13 protein-coding genes are annotated in these 16876 nt (G+C 64.4%); 9 read left to right on the top strand and 4 right to left on the bottom strand.

Features of this window, described 5'->3' with window-relative positions; translation table 11 throughout:
- Positions 1 to 4: 4 nt before the first annotated feature.
- Positions 5 to 2206, top strand: a complete 2202-nt coding sequence (gene katG, locus ASD75_RS12540; RefSeq protein ID WP_056746110.1) for a catalase/peroxidase HPI — start codon at positions 5 to 7, stop codon at positions 2204 to 2206.
- A gap of 178 nt (positions 2207 to 2384) precedes the next feature.
- Entirely contained in the window at positions 2385 to 2771 is a 387-nt protein-coding gene (gene pcaC / locus ASD75_RS12535) for a 4-carboxymuconolactone decarboxylase (RefSeq protein WP_082522567.1), read from the top strand.
- 36 nt (positions 2772 to 2807) lie between these two features.
- On the opposite strand, the gene ASD75_RS12530 is transcribed toward pcaC, so the two are convergent.
- Positions 2808 to 3353 (bottom strand): PAS and helix-turn-helix domain-containing protein, encoded by a 546-nt coding sequence (locus ASD75_RS12530; RefSeq protein WP_056067748.1) that lies wholly within the window; start codon positions 3351 to 3353, stop codon positions 2808 to 2810.
- Between the two features lie 75 nt (positions 3354 to 3428).
- Here ASD75_RS12530 and ASD75_RS12525 point away from each other — a divergent pair, with 75 nt between their 5' ends.
- Both ASD75_RS12525 and ASD75_RS12520 read left to right on the top strand, forming a co-directional pair.
- A complete protein-coding gene (locus ASD75_RS12525; protein ID WP_056067750.1) occupies positions 3429 to 4136 on the top strand; it encodes a CoA transferase subunit A in 708 nt (235 codons plus the stop codon).
- A gap of 43 nt (positions 4137 to 4179) precedes the next feature.
- On the top strand, positions 4180 to 4821 hold the full coding sequence (locus ASD75_RS12520) for a CoA transferase subunit B (RefSeq protein WP_056746107.1): 642 nt from the start codon (positions 4180 to 4182) through the stop codon (positions 4819 to 4821).
- 126 nt (positions 4822 to 4947) lie between these two features.
- Here ASD75_RS12520 and ASD75_RS12515 read toward each other — a convergent pair whose 3' ends face one another.
- A complete protein-coding gene (locus ASD75_RS12515; RefSeq protein WP_056062211.1) occupies positions 4948 to 5244 on the bottom strand; it encodes a hypothetical protein in 297 nt (98 codons plus the stop codon).
- 190 nt (positions 5245 to 5434) lie between these two features.
- Entirely contained in the window at positions 5435 to 5722 is a 288-nt protein-coding gene (locus ASD75_RS12510) for a hypothetical protein (RefSeq protein ID WP_056746105.1), read from the bottom strand.
- Between the two features lie 632 nt (positions 5723 to 6354).
- On the opposite strand from ASD75_RS12510, the gene ASD75_RS12505 reads away from it, so the two are divergent.
- The 4 genes from ASD75_RS12505 to ASD75_RS12490 all read left to right on the top strand — a co-directional run bounded on the left by ASD75_RS12505 (position 6355) and on the right by ASD75_RS12490 (position 13676).
- Complete coding sequence (locus tag ASD75_RS12505) at positions 6355 to 7665, top strand: HD-GYP domain-containing protein (RefSeq protein ID WP_056746103.1); 1311 nt, start codon at positions 6355 to 6357, stop codon at positions 7663 to 7665.
- A 225-nt stretch (positions 7666 to 7890) separates the two neighbouring features.
- A complete protein-coding gene (gene imuA, locus ASD75_RS12500; RefSeq protein ID WP_056746101.1) occupies positions 7891 to 8829 on the top strand; it encodes a translesion DNA synthesis-associated protein ImuA in 939 nt (312 codons plus the stop codon).
- Positions 8792 to 10393, top strand: coding sequence for a hypothetical protein (locus ASD75_RS12495; RefSeq protein WP_056746099.1), 1602 nt, complete (start codon positions 8792 to 8794; stop codon positions 10391 to 10393). Before imuA ends, ASD75_RS12495 begins: the two co-directional genes overlap by 38 nt.
- A gap of 19 nt (positions 10394 to 10412) precedes the next feature.
- Positions 10413 to 13676, top strand: a complete 3264-nt coding sequence (locus ASD75_RS12490) for an error-prone DNA polymerase (RefSeq protein WP_056746097.1) — start codon at positions 10413 to 10415, stop codon at positions 13674 to 13676.
- 276 nt (positions 13677 to 13952) lie between these two features.
- On the opposite strand, the gene ASD75_RS24245 is transcribed toward ASD75_RS12490, so the two are convergent.
- Positions 13953 to 15551, bottom strand: a complete 1599-nt coding sequence (locus ASD75_RS24245; protein ID WP_082565012.1) for a methyl-accepting chemotaxis protein — start codon at positions 15549 to 15551, stop codon at positions 13953 to 13955.
- A gap of 416 nt (positions 15552 to 15967) precedes the next feature.
- On the opposite strand from ASD75_RS24245, the gene ASD75_RS12475 reads away from it, so the two are divergent.
- Positions 15968 to 16786: an alpha/beta hydrolase-fold protein gene (locus tag ASD75_RS12475; protein ID WP_056746092.1), complete on the top strand. Its 819-nt coding sequence runs from the start codon at positions 15968 to 15970 to the stop codon at positions 16784 to 16786.
- Positions 16787 to 16876: the final 90 nt, after the last annotated feature.

The following is a 16876-nucleotide window of genomic DNA, read 5'->3' as shown; positions in this document are numbered from 1 at the left end:
ACCCATGACGACCGAAGCCAAATGCCCCTTTGACCACACCAAGGCCGTGCCCACGGGCCCCCGCAATGCCGACTGGTGGCCCAACCAGCTCAATCTCCGCCCCCTGAACCAGAACTCCCCGCTCACCGACCCGATGGGAGACGGCTTCAATTACGCCGAAGAATTCAAGAGCCTCGACCTTACTGCTGTGAAGGCCGACCTGCGCGCACTGATGACCGACTCGCAGGACTGGTGGCCCGCAGACTTTGGCCACTATGGACCGCTGTTTGTGCGCATGGCCTGGCACAGCGCGGGCACCTACCGCCTGGCAGACGGCCGTGGTGGCGCCGGGGCCGGGCAACAGCGTTTTGCGCCGCTCAATAGCTGGCCCGACAACGCCAACCTGGACAAGGCGCGCCGCCTGCTCTGGCCCGTCAAGCAGAAATATGGCCGCAAGATCTCGTGGGCCGATCTGATGATCCTGACGGGCAATGTGGCACTCGAATCCATGGGCTTCAAGACCTTTGGCTTTGCCGGCGGACGCCCTGACGTGTGGGAACCCGACGAAAACGTGTACTGGGGCGCTGAATCCACCTGGCTGGGCAGCGACAAGCGCTACAGCGGTGAGCGCGACCTGGCCAACCCGCTGGCTGCTGTGCAGATGGGCCTGATCTATGTGAACCCCGAAGGCCCGAACGGCAACCCCGACCCCATCGCCGCCGCGCGCGACATCCGCGACACCTTTGCGCGCATGGCGATGGACGATGAAGAGACCGTGGCATTGATTGCTGGCGGCCACACCTTTGGCAAGACCCACGGTGCTGGCGATGCCGCGCTGGTGGGCAAGGAGCCCGAAGGTGCAGGCATCGAGGACCAGGGCCTGGGCTGGAAGAGCGGCCATGGCTCTGGCAAAGGCGGTGACACCATCACCAGTGGCCTGGAAGTTACCTGGACCACCACGCCCACGCAGTGGAGCAACAACTTCTTCGAAAACCTGTTCGGCTACGAGTGGGAGCTGACCAAGAGCCCGGCAGGCGCCCACCAGTGGACGGCCAAGGGGGCTGCAGCGACGATCCCGCACGCACACGACCCGTCGAAAAAGCTGGTGCCCACCATGCTCACCACCGACCTGTCGCTGCGCTTTGACCCGGCCTACGAAAAGATCTCGCGCCGCTTTTTGGCGCACCCCGAGCAGTTTGCCGATGCATTTGCGCGTGCCTGGTTCAAGCTCACGCACCGTGACATGGGGCCGCGTGCCCGCTATCTGGGGCCGGAGGTGCCCGCCGAAGTGCTGGTCTGGCAAGACCCTGTGCCTGCCGTGGACCATGCCTTGGTGAACGCGCAGGACATCGCTGCGCTCAAGGCCAAGGTGTTGGCATCGGGCTTGTCGATTTCGGAACTGGTATCCACGGCCTGGGCCTCTGCCTCCACGTTCCGGGGCGGCGACAAGCGGGGCGGCGCCAACGGCGCGCGCATCCGTCTGGCTCCACAAAAGGATTGGGCTGTGAACCAGCCTTTGCAACTGGCCAAGGTGCTGGGTCAGCTCGAAGCCATCCAGCGCGAGTTCAATGCGGCGCAGACGGGTGGCAAGAAGATCTCGCTGGCGGACCTGATCGTGCTGGCCGGTGGCGCTGCCGTGGAGGCTGCCGCAAAGCAGGCAGGGGAGGGCGTGATCGTTCCCTTCACGCCTGGCCGCACGGATGCCTCGCAAGAGCAGACCGATGTGCCGTCGTTCGAGGTGATGGAGCCTGTGGCCGATGGCTTTCGCAACTACGTGCGCCCTGGCCTGGAAGGCGCCGTGGCCGAGCTGCTGGTGGACCGCGCCAACCAGCTCACGCTGACGGCGCCCGAGATGACGGTGCTGGTGGGTGGACTGCGCGTGCTGGGTGCCAACGTGGGGCAGGCCACCCATGGTGTCTTCACGCAGCGCGTTGGTACCTTGAGCAATGACTTCTTCGTGAACCTGCTCGACATGCGCACCCAATGGCAGAAGTCGGCGGGTGCAGCGGGTGTGCTGGAAGGTGTGGACCGCAGCACAGGTGCCAGAAAATGGACCGGCACGGTGGCCGACCTGGTGTTTGGCTCCAACTCGGTGTTGCGTGCGCTGGCCGAGGTCTATGCCAGCAGCGATGCACAGGCAGTGTTTGTGCAGGACTTCGTCAAGGCTTGGACCAAGGTGATGAACCTGGACCGGTTTGACCTGACCTCAGGCGGTGCCAGCGCCTGATCAGTGAGGCCTTGCTCCCATGTCGTCAGGGGATGGCATGGGGCGAGCCGTTCACGAAGCCATGAAGCCCGGCGTGTGCAGTGCATGTGCCGGGCGTTCTGTTGTTTGCGCGGTGGAAGCCCTGCGTGCGCTCGCTACCATCGGGCCTTGATGTTTCAACCCTTCAAGGAGAGCCCGCGTGACACCAACCCCGACCAAAGACTACGAAAAAGGCCTGGCCACCCGCCGCGAGGTCATGGGTGACGATTTTGTGGACCGTGCGCTGGGCAACGCCACCTCTTTCACGCAGCCCATTCAGGAATACATCACGCGCAACGCGTGGGGCGATGTCTGGCAGCGGCCAGGGCTGGACCGCAAGACCCGCAGTCTCATCACGGTTTCCATGTTGATCGCGCTGGGCAAGCAGCATGAACTCAAGGGCCATGTGCGTGGCGCGCTGAACAATGGCGCTACTGCAGAGGAGTTGCAGGAGGTGCTGCTGCACGCCAGTGTCTACTGCGGCCTGCCGACGGCGGTAGAGGCGTTTCGCACCGCCGCCGAAGTCATCGACGGCCCGGCCAAGTAGGCAATAGGGCGGTAGTGCTGTCCTTCGAGGGCAGGTTCAGCCACCTGCCAGCAGCTTGTGCACCAGGTCGGCGGCGGTGGAGGCGTTGTACTTGCGCATGAGGCGCGCACGGTAAATTTCTACCGTGCGGTGGCTGATCTCCAGCGCCCGACCGATCTCCTTGGAGGTCAGGCCTTCCAGCAGGCGGGCGGCTACCTCGCGCTCACGGCCCGTCAGCTCCGCCTTCACGGCGCGCTGCGAACTCAGATCTTCGAAGCTCCAGATGCCGGACTCATGCGGGGCATCGCGGTTGAGTGCGCGGCCGGACACGTGGCACCAGAACACTTCGCCATTGGCGCGCTTCATGATGCGGTTGTCCGCATAGTGGCCCTTGGCGTTCAGGATGGGCTCCATGTGCGCCCCAAGCCGCTCATATTCGTCGGCGCTGGGATAGAGTATCTGGAACGACTGGCCGATCAGCACTTCGCGCGAGGCGCCGAACATTTCGCAGACATGGCGGTTGCAGTCCACCATGGTGCGGTTGCGCGAGAGCACCAGCCCCACAGGGGCCATGTCGAAAGCCAGTCGGTAATCAACGTCCATAGTGCTAATCTTTACGGAAAACTACTTATTTAAGTACGTAGTATCGTAGCGCATCCCATTCATAAGGAGATCGTGGTGAACAAGTTATTCCCCTCCGCAGCCGAGGCCCTGAAGGGCGTGGTTGCAGATGGCCAACTCATGGCTGTTGGCGGCTTTGGACTGTGTGGCATTCCTGAAGCCTTGATCGACGCGCTGCGCGATTCGGGCGTGAAGAACCTGACCGTGATCTCCAACAATGCGGGCGTGGACGGCTTCGGCCTGGGCAAGCTGCTCGAGACCCGGCAGATCAAGAAAATGATCTCGTCGTATGTGGGCGAGAACAAGGAGTTCGAGCGCCAGTATCTCGCTGGCGAGCTGGAGCTGGAGTTCACCCCCCAGGGTACGCTGGCCGAAAAGCTGCGTGCGGGCGGTGCGGGCATCCCGGCCTTTTTCACCAAGACCGGCGTGGGCACCATCGTGGCTGAGGGCAAGGAACTGCGCGAGTTCGATGGCGAAACCTATGTGATGGAGCGTTCGCTGGTGCCCGATGTGTCGCTGGTCAAGGCCTGGCGTGCCGACAAGTCGGGCAACCTGCAGTTCCGCCTCACGGCGCGCAACTTCAACCCCGCCGCGGCCACGGCTGGCAAGATCACCATCGTGGAGGTGGAAGAGGTGGTGGAAACCGGCGCTATTGCGCCCGACCAGATCCATCTGCCTGGCATCTATGTGCACCGCATCGTGCACAACGCCACGCCCGAGAAGCGCATTGAAAAGCGCACCATCACCGAAAAAGCGGGCGTCTGAGCCGCTGCCGCAAAACCGTACAGAACAAGCTGGAGAAGTATCTATGTCGTGGAGTCAAGACCAAATGGCGGCCCGTGCCGCCCATGAACTCGAAGACGGCTTTTATGTGAACCTGGGCATTGGCATCCCCACGCTGGTGGCCAACTTTGTGCCTGCCGACAAAGAGGTGTGGCTGCAGTCCGAAAACGGCATGCTGGGCATCGGCCCGTTTCCCACCGAAGACGAAGTGGATGCCGACCTGATCAACGCCGGCAAGCAGACCGTGACCACCATCAAGGGCTCGTCCATCTTTGGCAGCGACCAGTCGTTTGCCATGATCCGTGGCGGCAAGATCAACCTGTCGATTTTGGGCGCCATGCAGGTCAGCGAAAAGGGCGACCTGGCCAACTGGATGATCCCCGGCAAGATGGTCAAGGGCATGGGTGGCGCGATGGACCTGGTGGCTGGCGTCAAGCGCGTGATCGTGCTCATGGAGCATGTGGCGCGCAAGAAGGATGGCACCGAAGACCTGAAGATCCTGCCCCAGTGCACGCTGCCCCTCACGGGCGTGGGTGTGGTGGATCGCATCATCACCGACCTGGCCGTCATGGACGTGACGCCCCAGGGCCTGAAGGTGGTGGAGCTGGCTCCCGGCGTGACTTTTGAGGCCCTGCAGGCCAAGACCGGCGTCAAGCTGATCCCATAAGCATTTGAGCCACCCCTGCAGTGGAGTGGCATCACAAAAAAGGCCGGGGCCCCTCACAGGACCCCGGCCTTTTGCATTGGCACTTTTCACAAAGCCCTCATGCAGTCTGCATGGGGCCTCTGGCAATTACATTGCGTTGCCGATTTCGCCAGAAGAGATCTGGCCCGTGCGCAGGGCTTCAGCAGCCTGGGCACGCACAGCAGCACGGTCAGCCGTGGACTTGTAGGTCACCACACGCGAACCAGCGGGCTCGATGGAGCGGGTCTGGGCCACGGTAGCAGCTTCTGCAGCCACTTCAGCACGGGTGCGGTTGGTTTCGAACTTGGTGGCGAACTGCGAAGCATCGGCTTCGTCAGCATGGGCACCAAAAGCGGCAAAAGCGGCGACAGCAGCAACGGACAGGAAACGGACAGACTTGTTCATGGTGAAACTCCGGAAAATTCTAAAAAGAGGACTTGNTGGGCACCAAAAGCGGCAAAAGCGGCGACAGCAGCAACGGACAGGAAACGGACAGACTTGTTCATGGTGAAACTCCGGAAAATTCTAAAAAGAGGACTTGGGTACTGAGAGATACGGCGCAACCAGGGCGGCAGATTCAGCCGCCCCTGGTGAATCAGCCGCGCTCACCCGAAGAAATCTGACCGGTGCGCACTGCTTCAGCAGCCTGGGCACGCACGGCAGCGCGGTCAGCCGTGGACTTGTAAGTCACCACACGCGAACCAGCGGGCTCGATCGAGCGGGTCTGGGCCACGGTAGCAGCTTCGGCAGCCACTTCAGCGCGGGTGCGGTTGGTTTCGAACTTGGTGGCGAACTGCGAAGCATCGGCTTCGTCAGCCTGGGCGCCAAAAGAAGCGAAAGCGGCGACAGCGGCGATAGACAGGAAACGTGCGGTGTTGTTCATGATGGAAATCCTTGAAGTTAAAGAAGCGTCTCAAAAAAAGCCGGGACAAAGCGCCAAAAACAAAGAAAGCTACTTGGGACCGGGTTCGGTGAGTCGCCTTGCGGGTTCGGCTCATCGATGGGATGAACTGTACGCCGGTGGGGTGCAGAGAAAAACCACCGGGTCGCGAACTAACTGTTCCAGTATTGNGAGTCGCCTTGCGGGTTCGGCTCATCGATGGGATGAACTGTACGCCGGTGGGGTGCAGAGAAAAACCACCGGGTCGCGAACTAACTGTTCCAGTATTGTGAACAATCAATGCGGAACTTTTCAGGGTTTACCCAAGCCTGACTGTCCAGGATCACCAAAAAGCAGGCTATCGGCGACATTGTTGAATGGAAACCCTGACGCCTATTTGGGACAATGACATTGGGGTGACAGGGGGCTTTGTCACCCCGGCGAGCCCGGGCGGGTCCAGGCCTTGGTCATGGGAATCCGGACGTGTGATCTCTGCCATGCGGCAAAAAACGAGCACGGGTAGCAGCGCCTGCTGCTTGATGTGCATCAAGATTGCATGTCGGTATCGCGTCACGCGAGTCAGTGCCCCGCAAGAGAACCCCCTATAGTGCGAAGTAACGATTTGTGTTGCTTGCATGACCGATATTCTTCTTTCAGCGGATGCCGAGGACGCTGACAGTCCCCATTACTTGCGTGCGCTGACCGACATGGCCGACCGGCGTACGGTGGTCGCAGGCGCTGCCATCTACACCGACAACGGCATCAAGCTGGTGGAGAAGGGCGCGCGCATCGACAGCCGCCTGTACGACCGCCTGGTGCAGCACAAGCTGCGCGAGCCCATTGACCGCCATCTGTCCATCGAAAACCCGGTGGACGTGCCTGCGCTGCTGGCACTGGGCCAGACGCTGATCGAGCAGGAAACCCTGCCCGCCATGCTGGCTGAGGCGCTGGGCTCAGGTGCCCGGTTGCTGGCTCCCCTGCGGTCCCTGCCGTTGCCTTCTGCCATGGCCTGCAAGCTCACCGTGATGCGTGACCAACGGCCCACGCTGTTCCAGCACAGTCTGGTGATGACCACCGTGGCGGTATTTCTGGCGGTCAAAAGCGGGCTGAGTGAGCGCGACTGCAGCACGGTGGCGGCTGCTGCGCTGCTGCATGACCTGGGTGTGCTGCACATGGACCCAGCCTGGGACGACCCGGACCACAAAATGGTAGGGGTAGGGCGCAAGCACCTGGTGGCCCACCCCATTTCGGCCATGCTCATGATCCGCGACACGCAGGCCTACCCACGCGCTGCCGAGGTCGCTGTGCTGGAGCACCATGAGCGCATTGACGGCAGCGGCTATCCACGCGCCTTGCCAGGGGCGGATATCACGCCCATGGGCCGCATCCTGCTACTGGCCGAAGTGGTGGCCGCTTTCTACGAGAAATACGACGATATGCCCGCGCAGCGGCTGTCGCTGGTGCTGCGGCTCAATCACCGCAAGTTTCCTTCGGCACTGGTGGCGTTCATCCTGCCGCTGCTGCAGGAGGAAGTGGCCCGCGAATCGGCCTTGATGCCTCTGGGTAACGATGCGCCCCGCCAGATCGAATTGCTGGCCGAAGCCTTTGCCTACTGGGACCAGCTCAAGGCGGCCTTGCCTCCAGACACGGCGGCCAAGTCTCCTGCGGGCACTGCCTTTGCGTTTACCGATTCCCGCCTCATGGCCTTGCAAAAAGCCCTGATCGAAGCGGGCTCGCACCCCCGGCACCAGGGCGAGCTGCTGGCGCAATTGCAAGGCGACGCCATTGGCATGGCCGAGGTCGCCCTGGTGGGACGCGAGGCCTTGTGGCAACTGCAAAGCATCCTGAACGCCAGCCACCGCCGCTGGCCCCAGCTCTCGGACCGTGCCACGCCCGCCGATGCGGCGGTGGCGGACTGGTGCGATTGGGCGATGCGTACGCTGTAAGCAGACTTTCGGATTGACCCCGCCAAGGCCTCGGCGTCGTCGCGCGCCTGGATTGGCGTGGCGGGGGAGGCCTTCGCATTGGCAAAAATAGTGTGAACAAGCCCTGGCCTGCGTCGGCCTCCTCATACCGATGTCCTTGGTGGGTCTTCGCTTCCAGGTTCACCCATTCGGCAAAATACTGGTTATATTTACAGTATTTGTGTTGCCTCAACTTCTCCCACCACCATGCCTGCGCCACGCCCCTCTTTGCGGGTTGCGTCCGATTTGCCCATCCCCGTGCCTGGGGTGTGGCATGCCGACGCGCTGGGGGCCAGCGCGCAGCGCGTATTGCCTTCGGGCCATGCCGCGCTGGATGCCCAGCTGCCGGGTGGCGGCTGGCCAGTGGGGGCCCTGAGCGAAGTGCTGCAGCCCCTGGCGGGCTTGCACGAATGGCAACTGGTGCTGCCCGCACTGGTGCAGGCCACGGCCCGGCAGAGCGGGGCCGTGGTGCTGGTGGCGCCGCCGTTCGAGCCTTTTGGCCCGGCCCTGCAGTCGCAGGGGTTGCGGGCAGAGCGGGTGTGTGTGGTGCATGCCGACTCCCCCATGGTCGCCTTGTGGGCGGCCGAGCAGGCGCTGCGCTGCCAGGGCGTGGTGGCCGTCATGGCCTGGCTGCCCCAGGCGCAGCCTGCCGCCTTGCGGCGGTTGCAATTGGCGGCGGCCCAGCAGCAACAATTGTTGTGGGTGTTTCGTCCGGTCGACGCCCCAGGGCCCGCATCACAGGTGTCTCAGGCGTCGCCGGCCCAATTGCGGCTGCAGGTGCAGGGGCTGGCTTTGCCAGGGGATGCCGCAGCAGCCCCCGGCATGCAGGTGCGGATCCTCAAGCGCCGAGGGCCTCCGCTGGCGCAGGCGCTCCAACTGCCGGGCTGCCACCCTCAACTGGCGCAGGTGCTGGTGGCACAGGCCGAGCGGCGCCGCGCTGCGCAAGAGGCTGCCATTGCCCAGGTGGCGGGGCGCCAGGCCGCGGCCGCCCGTGTGGCCGGGGTCTTGGCGGGTTCGCTGGCGCGCCATGTGTCCCCAGTCCAGCCCCCAGTCCAGCCCGTATGCGAGCCAGGAGGCCGACCCGGAGGCCGGCCAGAAGGGAGCAGGCATGCACTGGATCGCCCTGCCATTGCCCTGGTGCGATGAGGTCGCCGCCTTGGCGGGTACAGGCACGGATAGAAATACCGGAGTGCTGAGCGCCGCCGCCGGCTGGTGGGCCTTGCGCTTCACGCCGCGTGTGGCGCTGGCCGATGGCGAGGCGGTGTTGCTGGAGGTGTCCACCACCGAACGCCTGTGGGGCGGGCGCGATGCGCTGCAGGCACTGGTGCTGCAAGCCTGGGCTGATGCGTCGGCCCGATGCGAAGGGGAGTGCGTTGCCCTTCCACCCGTCCGCAGCGCTGAAGAGCCTGCCCATTCCTTTGGATCGACCACAGCCCCGGTGCCCCATGCACCGACTGTGTGGGGCACAGGCCCCACCGCCCTGGTCGCTCAGGCCAGACTGCGCATGGCATTGGCAGGGCGCATCTGCCCGCCGCAGGGCAGTGCAGAGAACCTGCCTTTGCACACGCTGACAGCACTGCGCCCCCATGTGGCCAGCCTGGAGCGCATGGGGTGCCGCACCTGGGGGGCGCTGCGGGCCTTGCCGCGTGCGGGCGTGGCGCGGCGTCTGGGGGCGGGCGTGCTGCAAGTGCTGGACCAGGCCCTGGGTGATGCCCCCGAGGCCCATGCCTGGCTGCAACTGCCCGAGCAGTTTGTGTTGACCACCGAGCTGCCCGCCTTGGCCGCGTCGGCCGACGCACTGTTGTGGAGCGCCAGCCGCAGCCTGACGGCCCTGCAGGCCTGGCTGCAGGCGCGCCAGCAGGGCGTGCTGGCGCTGGAGCTGGCCTGGCGCCACGACCTGCGGCGCCTGGATGGCGTGGCGCTGCCCCCCACCCAGGCGCTGCAGGTGCGCACCGCCCAGACCACCCACGACCTGGTGCACCTGCGGCGCCTGCTGGCCGAAAACCTGGCGCGCACCACGCTGGCCGCGCCGGTCAACCAGATCACGCTGCGGCTGCTCGAATCGGCACCGTTGCCGCACCGCAGTGCCAGCCTGCTGCCCCCGGGGGAGGTGGGCGGGCGTGACCCCACAAGCCATGGCAGCACCGACCCGGCCGGTACCCCCGGCGAGGCCCTGCACCAACTGCTGGAGCGCCTGTCGGCCCGCCTGGGGGCCGACCACGTGGTGGCCCCGGTGCTGCTGGCCGACCATCGGCCCGAACGCATGCAGCAATGGCGACCGGCTGCTGAAGTGCTGGGCATGCCCTCGGCTGCGACGCGCAATGCAGCCACGCGGACACCCACCGGTCCTGTGTCCGCGCGTGCGGACGGTGCTTCGCCGGGCATCGGCCCAGATGCCCCCTTGCTGCCCACCTGGCTGCTGAACCCGCCCCGGCAGCTGGCCGTGCAGGGCAACCGCCCCTGCCACCACGGCCTGTTGCGCTTGCTGGCCGGGCCCCACCGGTTGGAGGCGGGCTGGTGGTCTGCCACCGACGATGCGGTGGACCCAGCACGCCCCTGCGCAGACCTGGCCTTGCGCGACTACTTTGTGGCCCACAACGATGTGGCGGGACTGGTGTGGGTGTTTCGCGAGCGCCTGGCGCCTGCGCTGGACGGCACGCCAGCGGTGGCTCGCCCACACCGCTGGTTCTTGCACGGAATCTTTGGGTGAGCGGGCAGGGTGGTTGTCCATGGGTTTGACGCACCGACATCCTCTACAGGCCACTGCGGTGCCAGGCCCCGCAGCGGGCGCGGGCGAGCTGCCGGGCTATGCCGAGCTGCATTGCCTGTCCAACTTCAGCTTTCAGCGGGGGGCATCGCACCCGCAAGAGCTGGTCACGCGCGCTGCCCAACTCGGCTACCAGGCGCTGGCGCTGACGGACGAATGCTCCGTGGCCGGCGTGGTGCGTGCCTGGGGAGCGGCCAAGGAATGTGGCCTGCACCTCATCGTGGGCAGCGAGTTTTTGTGGGGTGACCTGCGGCTGGTGGCACTGGCACGCGATGCCGAGGGCTGGGGCAACCTGTGCGAGTTCATCACCGCCGCCCGAGCTGCTGCGCCCAAGGGGCAATATCGCGTGGGTGCGGACAGCCCCTGGCACTTGCTGCAGGGGTGCGAGCTGCTGCTGGCACCATGCCGTCAGCGCTTTGATGCTTCTGATTTTGTAGCAATCAGCGCATGTATCACTAGCGCTACCAGCCAATTTGGCTCTCAAAAGGCTCCGCAGGTGTGGCTGGCGGTCGAATTGCACCAGGCCGCCGACGACAGCCTGTGGCTGGCCACGCTGCAGCGCCTGGGCGCTGCACTGCAGCTGCCGCTGGTGGCGGCGGGCGACGTGCACATGCACGCCCGCTCGCGCAAGCCGCTGCAGGATGTGATCACCGCCGTGAAGCGCGGCTGCACCGTGGCCGAGTGCGGCTTTGCGTTGCAGCCCAACGCCGAGCGCCACCTGCGCCAGCGCGTGCGGCTGGCAGGCATCTACCCGCCCGAGTTGCTGGCGGCCACGCTCACCGTGGCCGGGCGCTGCACTTTCAGCCTGAGTGAGATCCAGTACCGCTACCCGCTGGAGACCGTGCCCGAGGGCATGACACCTGCCCAGGCACTGGCCTGGCTGGTAGAGCTGGGGGTGCGAAGCCATTACCCGCTGGGCGCGCCCGAGAGCGTGCAGGCGCAGATCCGCAAAGAGCTCGACCTGATCGCGCACTGCGGGTATGAGATGTATTTCCTGACCGTGCACGACATCGTGCGGTTTGCGCGCAGCGTGGGCATCCTGTGCCAGGGCCGGGGCTCGGCGGCGAACTCGGTGGTCTGCTACGTGCTGGGTATCACGGCGGTGGCCCCCGAGCAGTCCCACCTGCTGTTCGAGCGCTTCATCAGCAAGGAGCGCAGCGAGCCTCCTGACATTGATGTGGACTTCGAACACGACCGGCGCGAAGAGGTCATCCAGTACATCTACGACAAATACGGCCGCGACCGCGCCGCCATCGCCGCCGTGGTCACCTGCTACCGCACACGCAGTGCCCTGCGCGACGTGGGCAAGGCCCTGGGCGTGGCGCCCGCCCTGGTCGATGCGTTTGCCAAAGACCACCACTGGTTTGACGAAACCTTCGCCACCGACCGCCTGCAGGAGCTGGCCCAGGCGGTGGGCGTGTCGCTGCACCGGCACATCGCCCGGCTGTGGCTGGAGCTGGCTGCCGACCTGAAGGATTTTCCGCGCCACCTGAGCCAGCATGTGGGCGGCTTTGTGCTAACCCAGGGCAAGCTCACGCGGCTGGTGCCGGTGGAGCCCGCCAGCATGAAGGACCGCTCCGTCATCCAGTGGGACAAGGACGACCTGGATGACATGGGCCTGCTCAAGGTCGATGTGCTGGCCCTGGGCATGCTCAGCGCGCTGCGCCGCTGCCTCAACCTGCGTGCAGCCCTGCGCGGCGAGCACTGGGGTCTCAAGGAAATCCCGCGCGAAGACCCCGCCACCTACGACATGATCTGCGCCGCCGACACCGTGGGCGTGTTCCAGATCGAAAGCCGCGCCCAGATGAGCATGCTGCCCCGCCTGCAGCCGCGCGAGTTCTACGACCTGGTGGTCGAGGTCGCCATCGTGCGCCCCGGTCCCATCCAGGGGGGCATGGTGCACCCGTATCTGCAGGCGCGCGAGCGCCGGCGCAAGGGCGAGCCTCTGCAACTGGAAAAGCCGGAGCTGGAGGACGCCCTGGCGCGCACACTGGGCGTGCCCATCTTCCAGGAGCAGGTGATGCAGATCGCCATGATCGCGGCGGGCTTCACCCCCGGCATGGCCGACGACCTGCGCCGCTCCATGGCCGCCTGGAAGCGCAAGGGGGGCGTGCATCGCTTTGAAGAGCCTCTCAAACAAGGCATGAAAGACAGGGACTACCCCGCCGAATTTGCCGACCGCATCTTCCAGCAGATGCTGGGCTTTGGCGAATACGGCTTTCCTGAAAGCCACGCCCACAGCTTTGCGCTGCTGGCCTATGCCAGCAGCTGGCTCAAGTGCCACGAGCCCGCGTGCTTTTTGGCGGCGCTGCTCAACTCGTTGCCCATGGGCTTTTACAGCGCCTCGCAACTGGTGCAGGACGCCCGCCGCCACGGCGTGCGCGTGCTGCCGATCGACGTGACCGTGAGCGACATCGACTGCACGCTGGAGGGCAACCCCGAGCCGCTGCGCCCCGCACGCGGCCTGGGCGCACCGCCGCTGCCCCAGCCCGCCGTGCGCCTGGGCCTGCGGCTGGTAGGCAGCCTGCACGGAGATGCCGCCCGGCGCCTGCTGCAAGCACGCGCCACAGGCCCCGCCTTTGCCACCACCGAAGACCTGGCCCTGCGTGCCCAACTGAGCCAGCAAGACCTGCAAGCCCTGGCAGCCGCCGATGCCCTGGCCAGCCTGTCGGGCCACCGGCGCCAGCAGATGTGGGACGCCGCCGCCCAGCACAGCGCGCCTCCCCTGTGGCGCGACGTGCCCGTGCACGAGGCCCCGCTGCAACTGCCCGAGGCGCCCGAGGGCGAAGAAATCCTGTTCGACTACGCCGCCACCGGCCTCACGTTGCGCCGCCACCCCCTGGCCCTGCTGCGCCCCCGCCTGGCCCGCTGGCGCCTGCAAACCGCCCTGCAACTGCACAACGCCGCCCACGGCCGCAAGGTGCGCGCCTGCGGCATCGTCACGGTGCGGCAGCGCCCTGGCACCGCCAAGGGCACCATGTTCGTCACGCTGGAAGACGAAACCGGCCCCGTCAACGTCATCGTCTGGCCCGCCTTGGTCGATGTGTGGCGCAATGCGCTGCTGCGGTCGCAGCTGCTGGCGGTGGAAGGGATGTGGCAATGCAGCGCCGGCCCACCCGGCAGCACGGCGGTGGTGCGCCACCTGGTGGCCCAGCGCTTCAAGGACCTGACGCCCCTACTGGGCCGCATGGGGCAGGCGCTGCAGGGGAGCCGGGATTTCCATTAAAGGAGAGTTTCCGAGGCTTGTAGCGAGGGATGGCAGTCAGGCTAAACAGCGGCCCATGGGGCTTGCGCGCCGCCAGTCCCTCCAACGCCTGGCACTCTAGATAGAGCGCTTGGCTGCTTGTTGTATGCAGCCGTTGAAGACGGGGCTCCAAAAGAAAGCCCGCACAAGGCGGGCCAAGAGTGAGGGTGTCGGCAAAGGGCAAAGCCGACGGTCGATGGTAGCGGTCTTGGCGCGCCAAGCCCACCCGACGATGGTCGTATTGCGCAGGTTGCAAGCCTATTGAAGGCGAGGCGCTGCGAACGATAGCCCAGGCATGCGTGCCAAAGCTCTGCGGCCACCAGGCAATTTGAAGAACGCGACCGCACTGACAAGTTCTGCAGCCTGATTGTTCAAGCTGCTAGCAGCGGCTGCCATCTCTTCCACCAACGCGGCATTCTGTTGGGTGACCTGGTCCATTTGGGTCACAGCTTCGCCCACCTGCGCCACGCCCTGGCTTTGCTCTTGGCTGGCGGCGCTGATCTCACCCATGAGGTCCGTCACCCGCTTGATGGAGCTCACCACTTCCGTCATCGTCGTGCCTGCTTGGTCCACCAGGGTTGTGCCCTGACTCACTCTCGAAACGCTGTCATCGATCAGCGTTTTGATCTCTTTGGCCGCTTCTGCGCTGCGCTGTGCCAAGTTGCGCACCTCGGTGGCCACCACGGCAAAACCGCGGCCCTGTTCGCCGGCCCGTGCTGCTTCCACCGCTGCGTTCAGTGCCAGGATGTTGGTCTGGAACGCGATGCCATCGATGACGCTGATGATGTCCGCAATTCTCTTGCTGCTGTCGTTGATGCCCTTCATGGTCTCGACGACCTGTCCGACCACCTCGCCCCCTTGTATTGCGACCGTAGAGGCGCTCATTGCCAGCTGGTTGGCCTGGCGTGCGTTGTCTGCGTTTTGCCGGACTGTGGAGTTCAGCTCTTCCATGGACGCCGCAGTCTCTTCCAGCGCACTGGCCTGTTGCTCCGTGCGGGCGCTCAGATCGTGGTTGCCCTGGGCAATTTCTGAGGAGGCCGTAGACACGTTCTCAGAGTTTTGCCGAACCATGCTCACGGTGTTCACCAGGCTTTGCTGCATGCGCTCCAGCGCTGCCATGAGCTGTCCCGTTTCATCCGTACTGGTGACCTGGATGGTGGTGCTCAGGTCACCACCAGCCACATGCTCTGCCAGTTGCACGGCTTGGGCCAACGGGCGCGTGATGGAGCGCACCAGCAAGAGGGCTGTCACCACGGCCAGCACTATCGCAAGGGTCGAGATCAGCAGCAGCGTTGCGCGTGCATTGGCATAGGTTGCCTCCGACTCTGCCCGGGATGCCTCCGAGCCGTCGCTATTTATCTTTACCAGCTGGTCCAGCGTCTCCATGGTCAGGTCAAACAGCTTCTTGGACTCACCCTCCACGAGACTCCGTGCCTGATCGTTTTCGTTCTTGCGCGAGAGTGCAAGCACGCGGTCATCCACCTCACGGTACTGCTTCCATTGCTGCACGAGCTGGTCATATGCCTTGCGCTCGTTGTCCCCGCTGATGAGCTTCTCGTAGGCCTTCAATGACTGATCCAGTTTCTGCCGGTCGGTCACTACCTTCTTGTCAATCGCCTCCATCGCCGCCGCGTCAGTATTCATGACATGACCCAATACGGTCATGCGTGCCACCAACAGCTGCGAGTCCATCTCATTGGCTGCCCGCACACTGGGGAGCCAGTTGTCCGCAATTTCCACGGTGGCTGACCGCATGGTGGAGAGCTGGAGGGCAGCCAGCCCTGCAAGCCCCATCAGCAGCAATATCAGGGTGGCAAATGCACCGTACAGGCGGGTCGAGATTTTCAGATTTTTCATGTCGGCATCTTTCTGGATGGTCTTGTCTCGACGGGATTCCTTGAATCCTCTCCAACCCGGGCAGTCATGGCGGGGGCGTTGGGCTTGACCTTCAACGGCCTGTTTTCACCTGCCGCCAAGGTCGCAGCCTGTCAATTTAATCATATATACCATATAAATCATTTATATGCGAAGGCCGAGATCATTTTTCGGTGTCTGTCCGGCATTCGGACCGACCCTTCAGGTGTGCTCCGCGAGCCGGAATCGAGCGTCTTCTGTTCCTGGGCCCGCGTTCTTGGCAGCATGAAGCGGCTGGATTAACTTGGTCTTAAGGAACTCGCAACTTGTCCACGCAGCCGTCTGCGGCCCGGAGCCCCTAAGATGGCCGAGTTGTGTCGCATTCACCCGCCACCATGGCGCAGCAGGAGGAACCACACATGGGCATGGAGTTTCAGCACGCGCGCAGAAGTGCGCTCATTTGCGCGGCGTCCGCCGTCCTGACCGCCTGCGGAGGCGGAGGGGCCGGCGACGGTGCAGGGCCCGCCGCATCAGGCCAGGTGATCAACTCCACCATCAAGTCGGTTGCCAATGGCAACACGTACGCCATTCAGGTTTTCTTGCCAGAGTCATACGCCAACAGCACGACCGTTTTGCCTGTGATCTACGCGACCGAAGGGGACGCTCCGTATGGGGGCGCCAATCGCTCGCGCTTTGACACGTTCAAAGAGGTCATGCAGCGCCGGGGTACCCAGGCTGTTTTGGTTGGCATTGGGGGAACAGCCTGGAGGGGCACTGACTTTCTCATGCCCGGCGCAACGAAGTACCTCGACTTTCTGGTGAAAGAACTGGCGCCCACCATTGAGAGCCAGTACCGGATTGATCGCAAACGAAGGGCGTTGTCGGGCTTGTCCCATGGTGGGTACTTCGTTCTGGCCGCGCTGATACTGGAGGCGCGTGCAGGTGTGCCCCCCAGTTTTTCATACTACCTGTCGACAGAGTGCAGCGTGGGGGAGCACACCAGCCCGGCGGGGGTCTTAGCGTTTGAAAAGCAGATTGATGGAAAGGCTGTGCCAGCGACCTTGTTCCTTGCGGGTGCGAGTGGCGGCAACCACCCACTGATCGGTATCCCTGTTTTCAATCAGATCGCCTCTCAGAACCTACCGGGCCTGGTATCGCTCAAGGCCGAGTACAACACTTCGCATGTCGGTGCGGATGTGCCTGCATTTGAAGATGCGTTGAAGCGGTTCTTTTCCTAGGCGGGCGTTGTGCTGCGGCGCCTGCACCTGCGCCAGCGTCCGGCGTCACGAACCAATGCACTTTTCTCGGTCATCGCCACGTGCAGACAT

The sequence above is a fragment of the Acidovorax sp. Root568 genome, from assembly GCF_001427445.1.
Lineage (GTDB): Bacteria > Pseudomonadota > Gammaproteobacteria > Burkholderiales > Burkholderiaceae_C > Acidovorax > Acidovorax delafieldii.
Note: the sequence above shows the minus strand (reverse complement) of the source record. Positions and strands in the feature narration are given on the sequence as shown.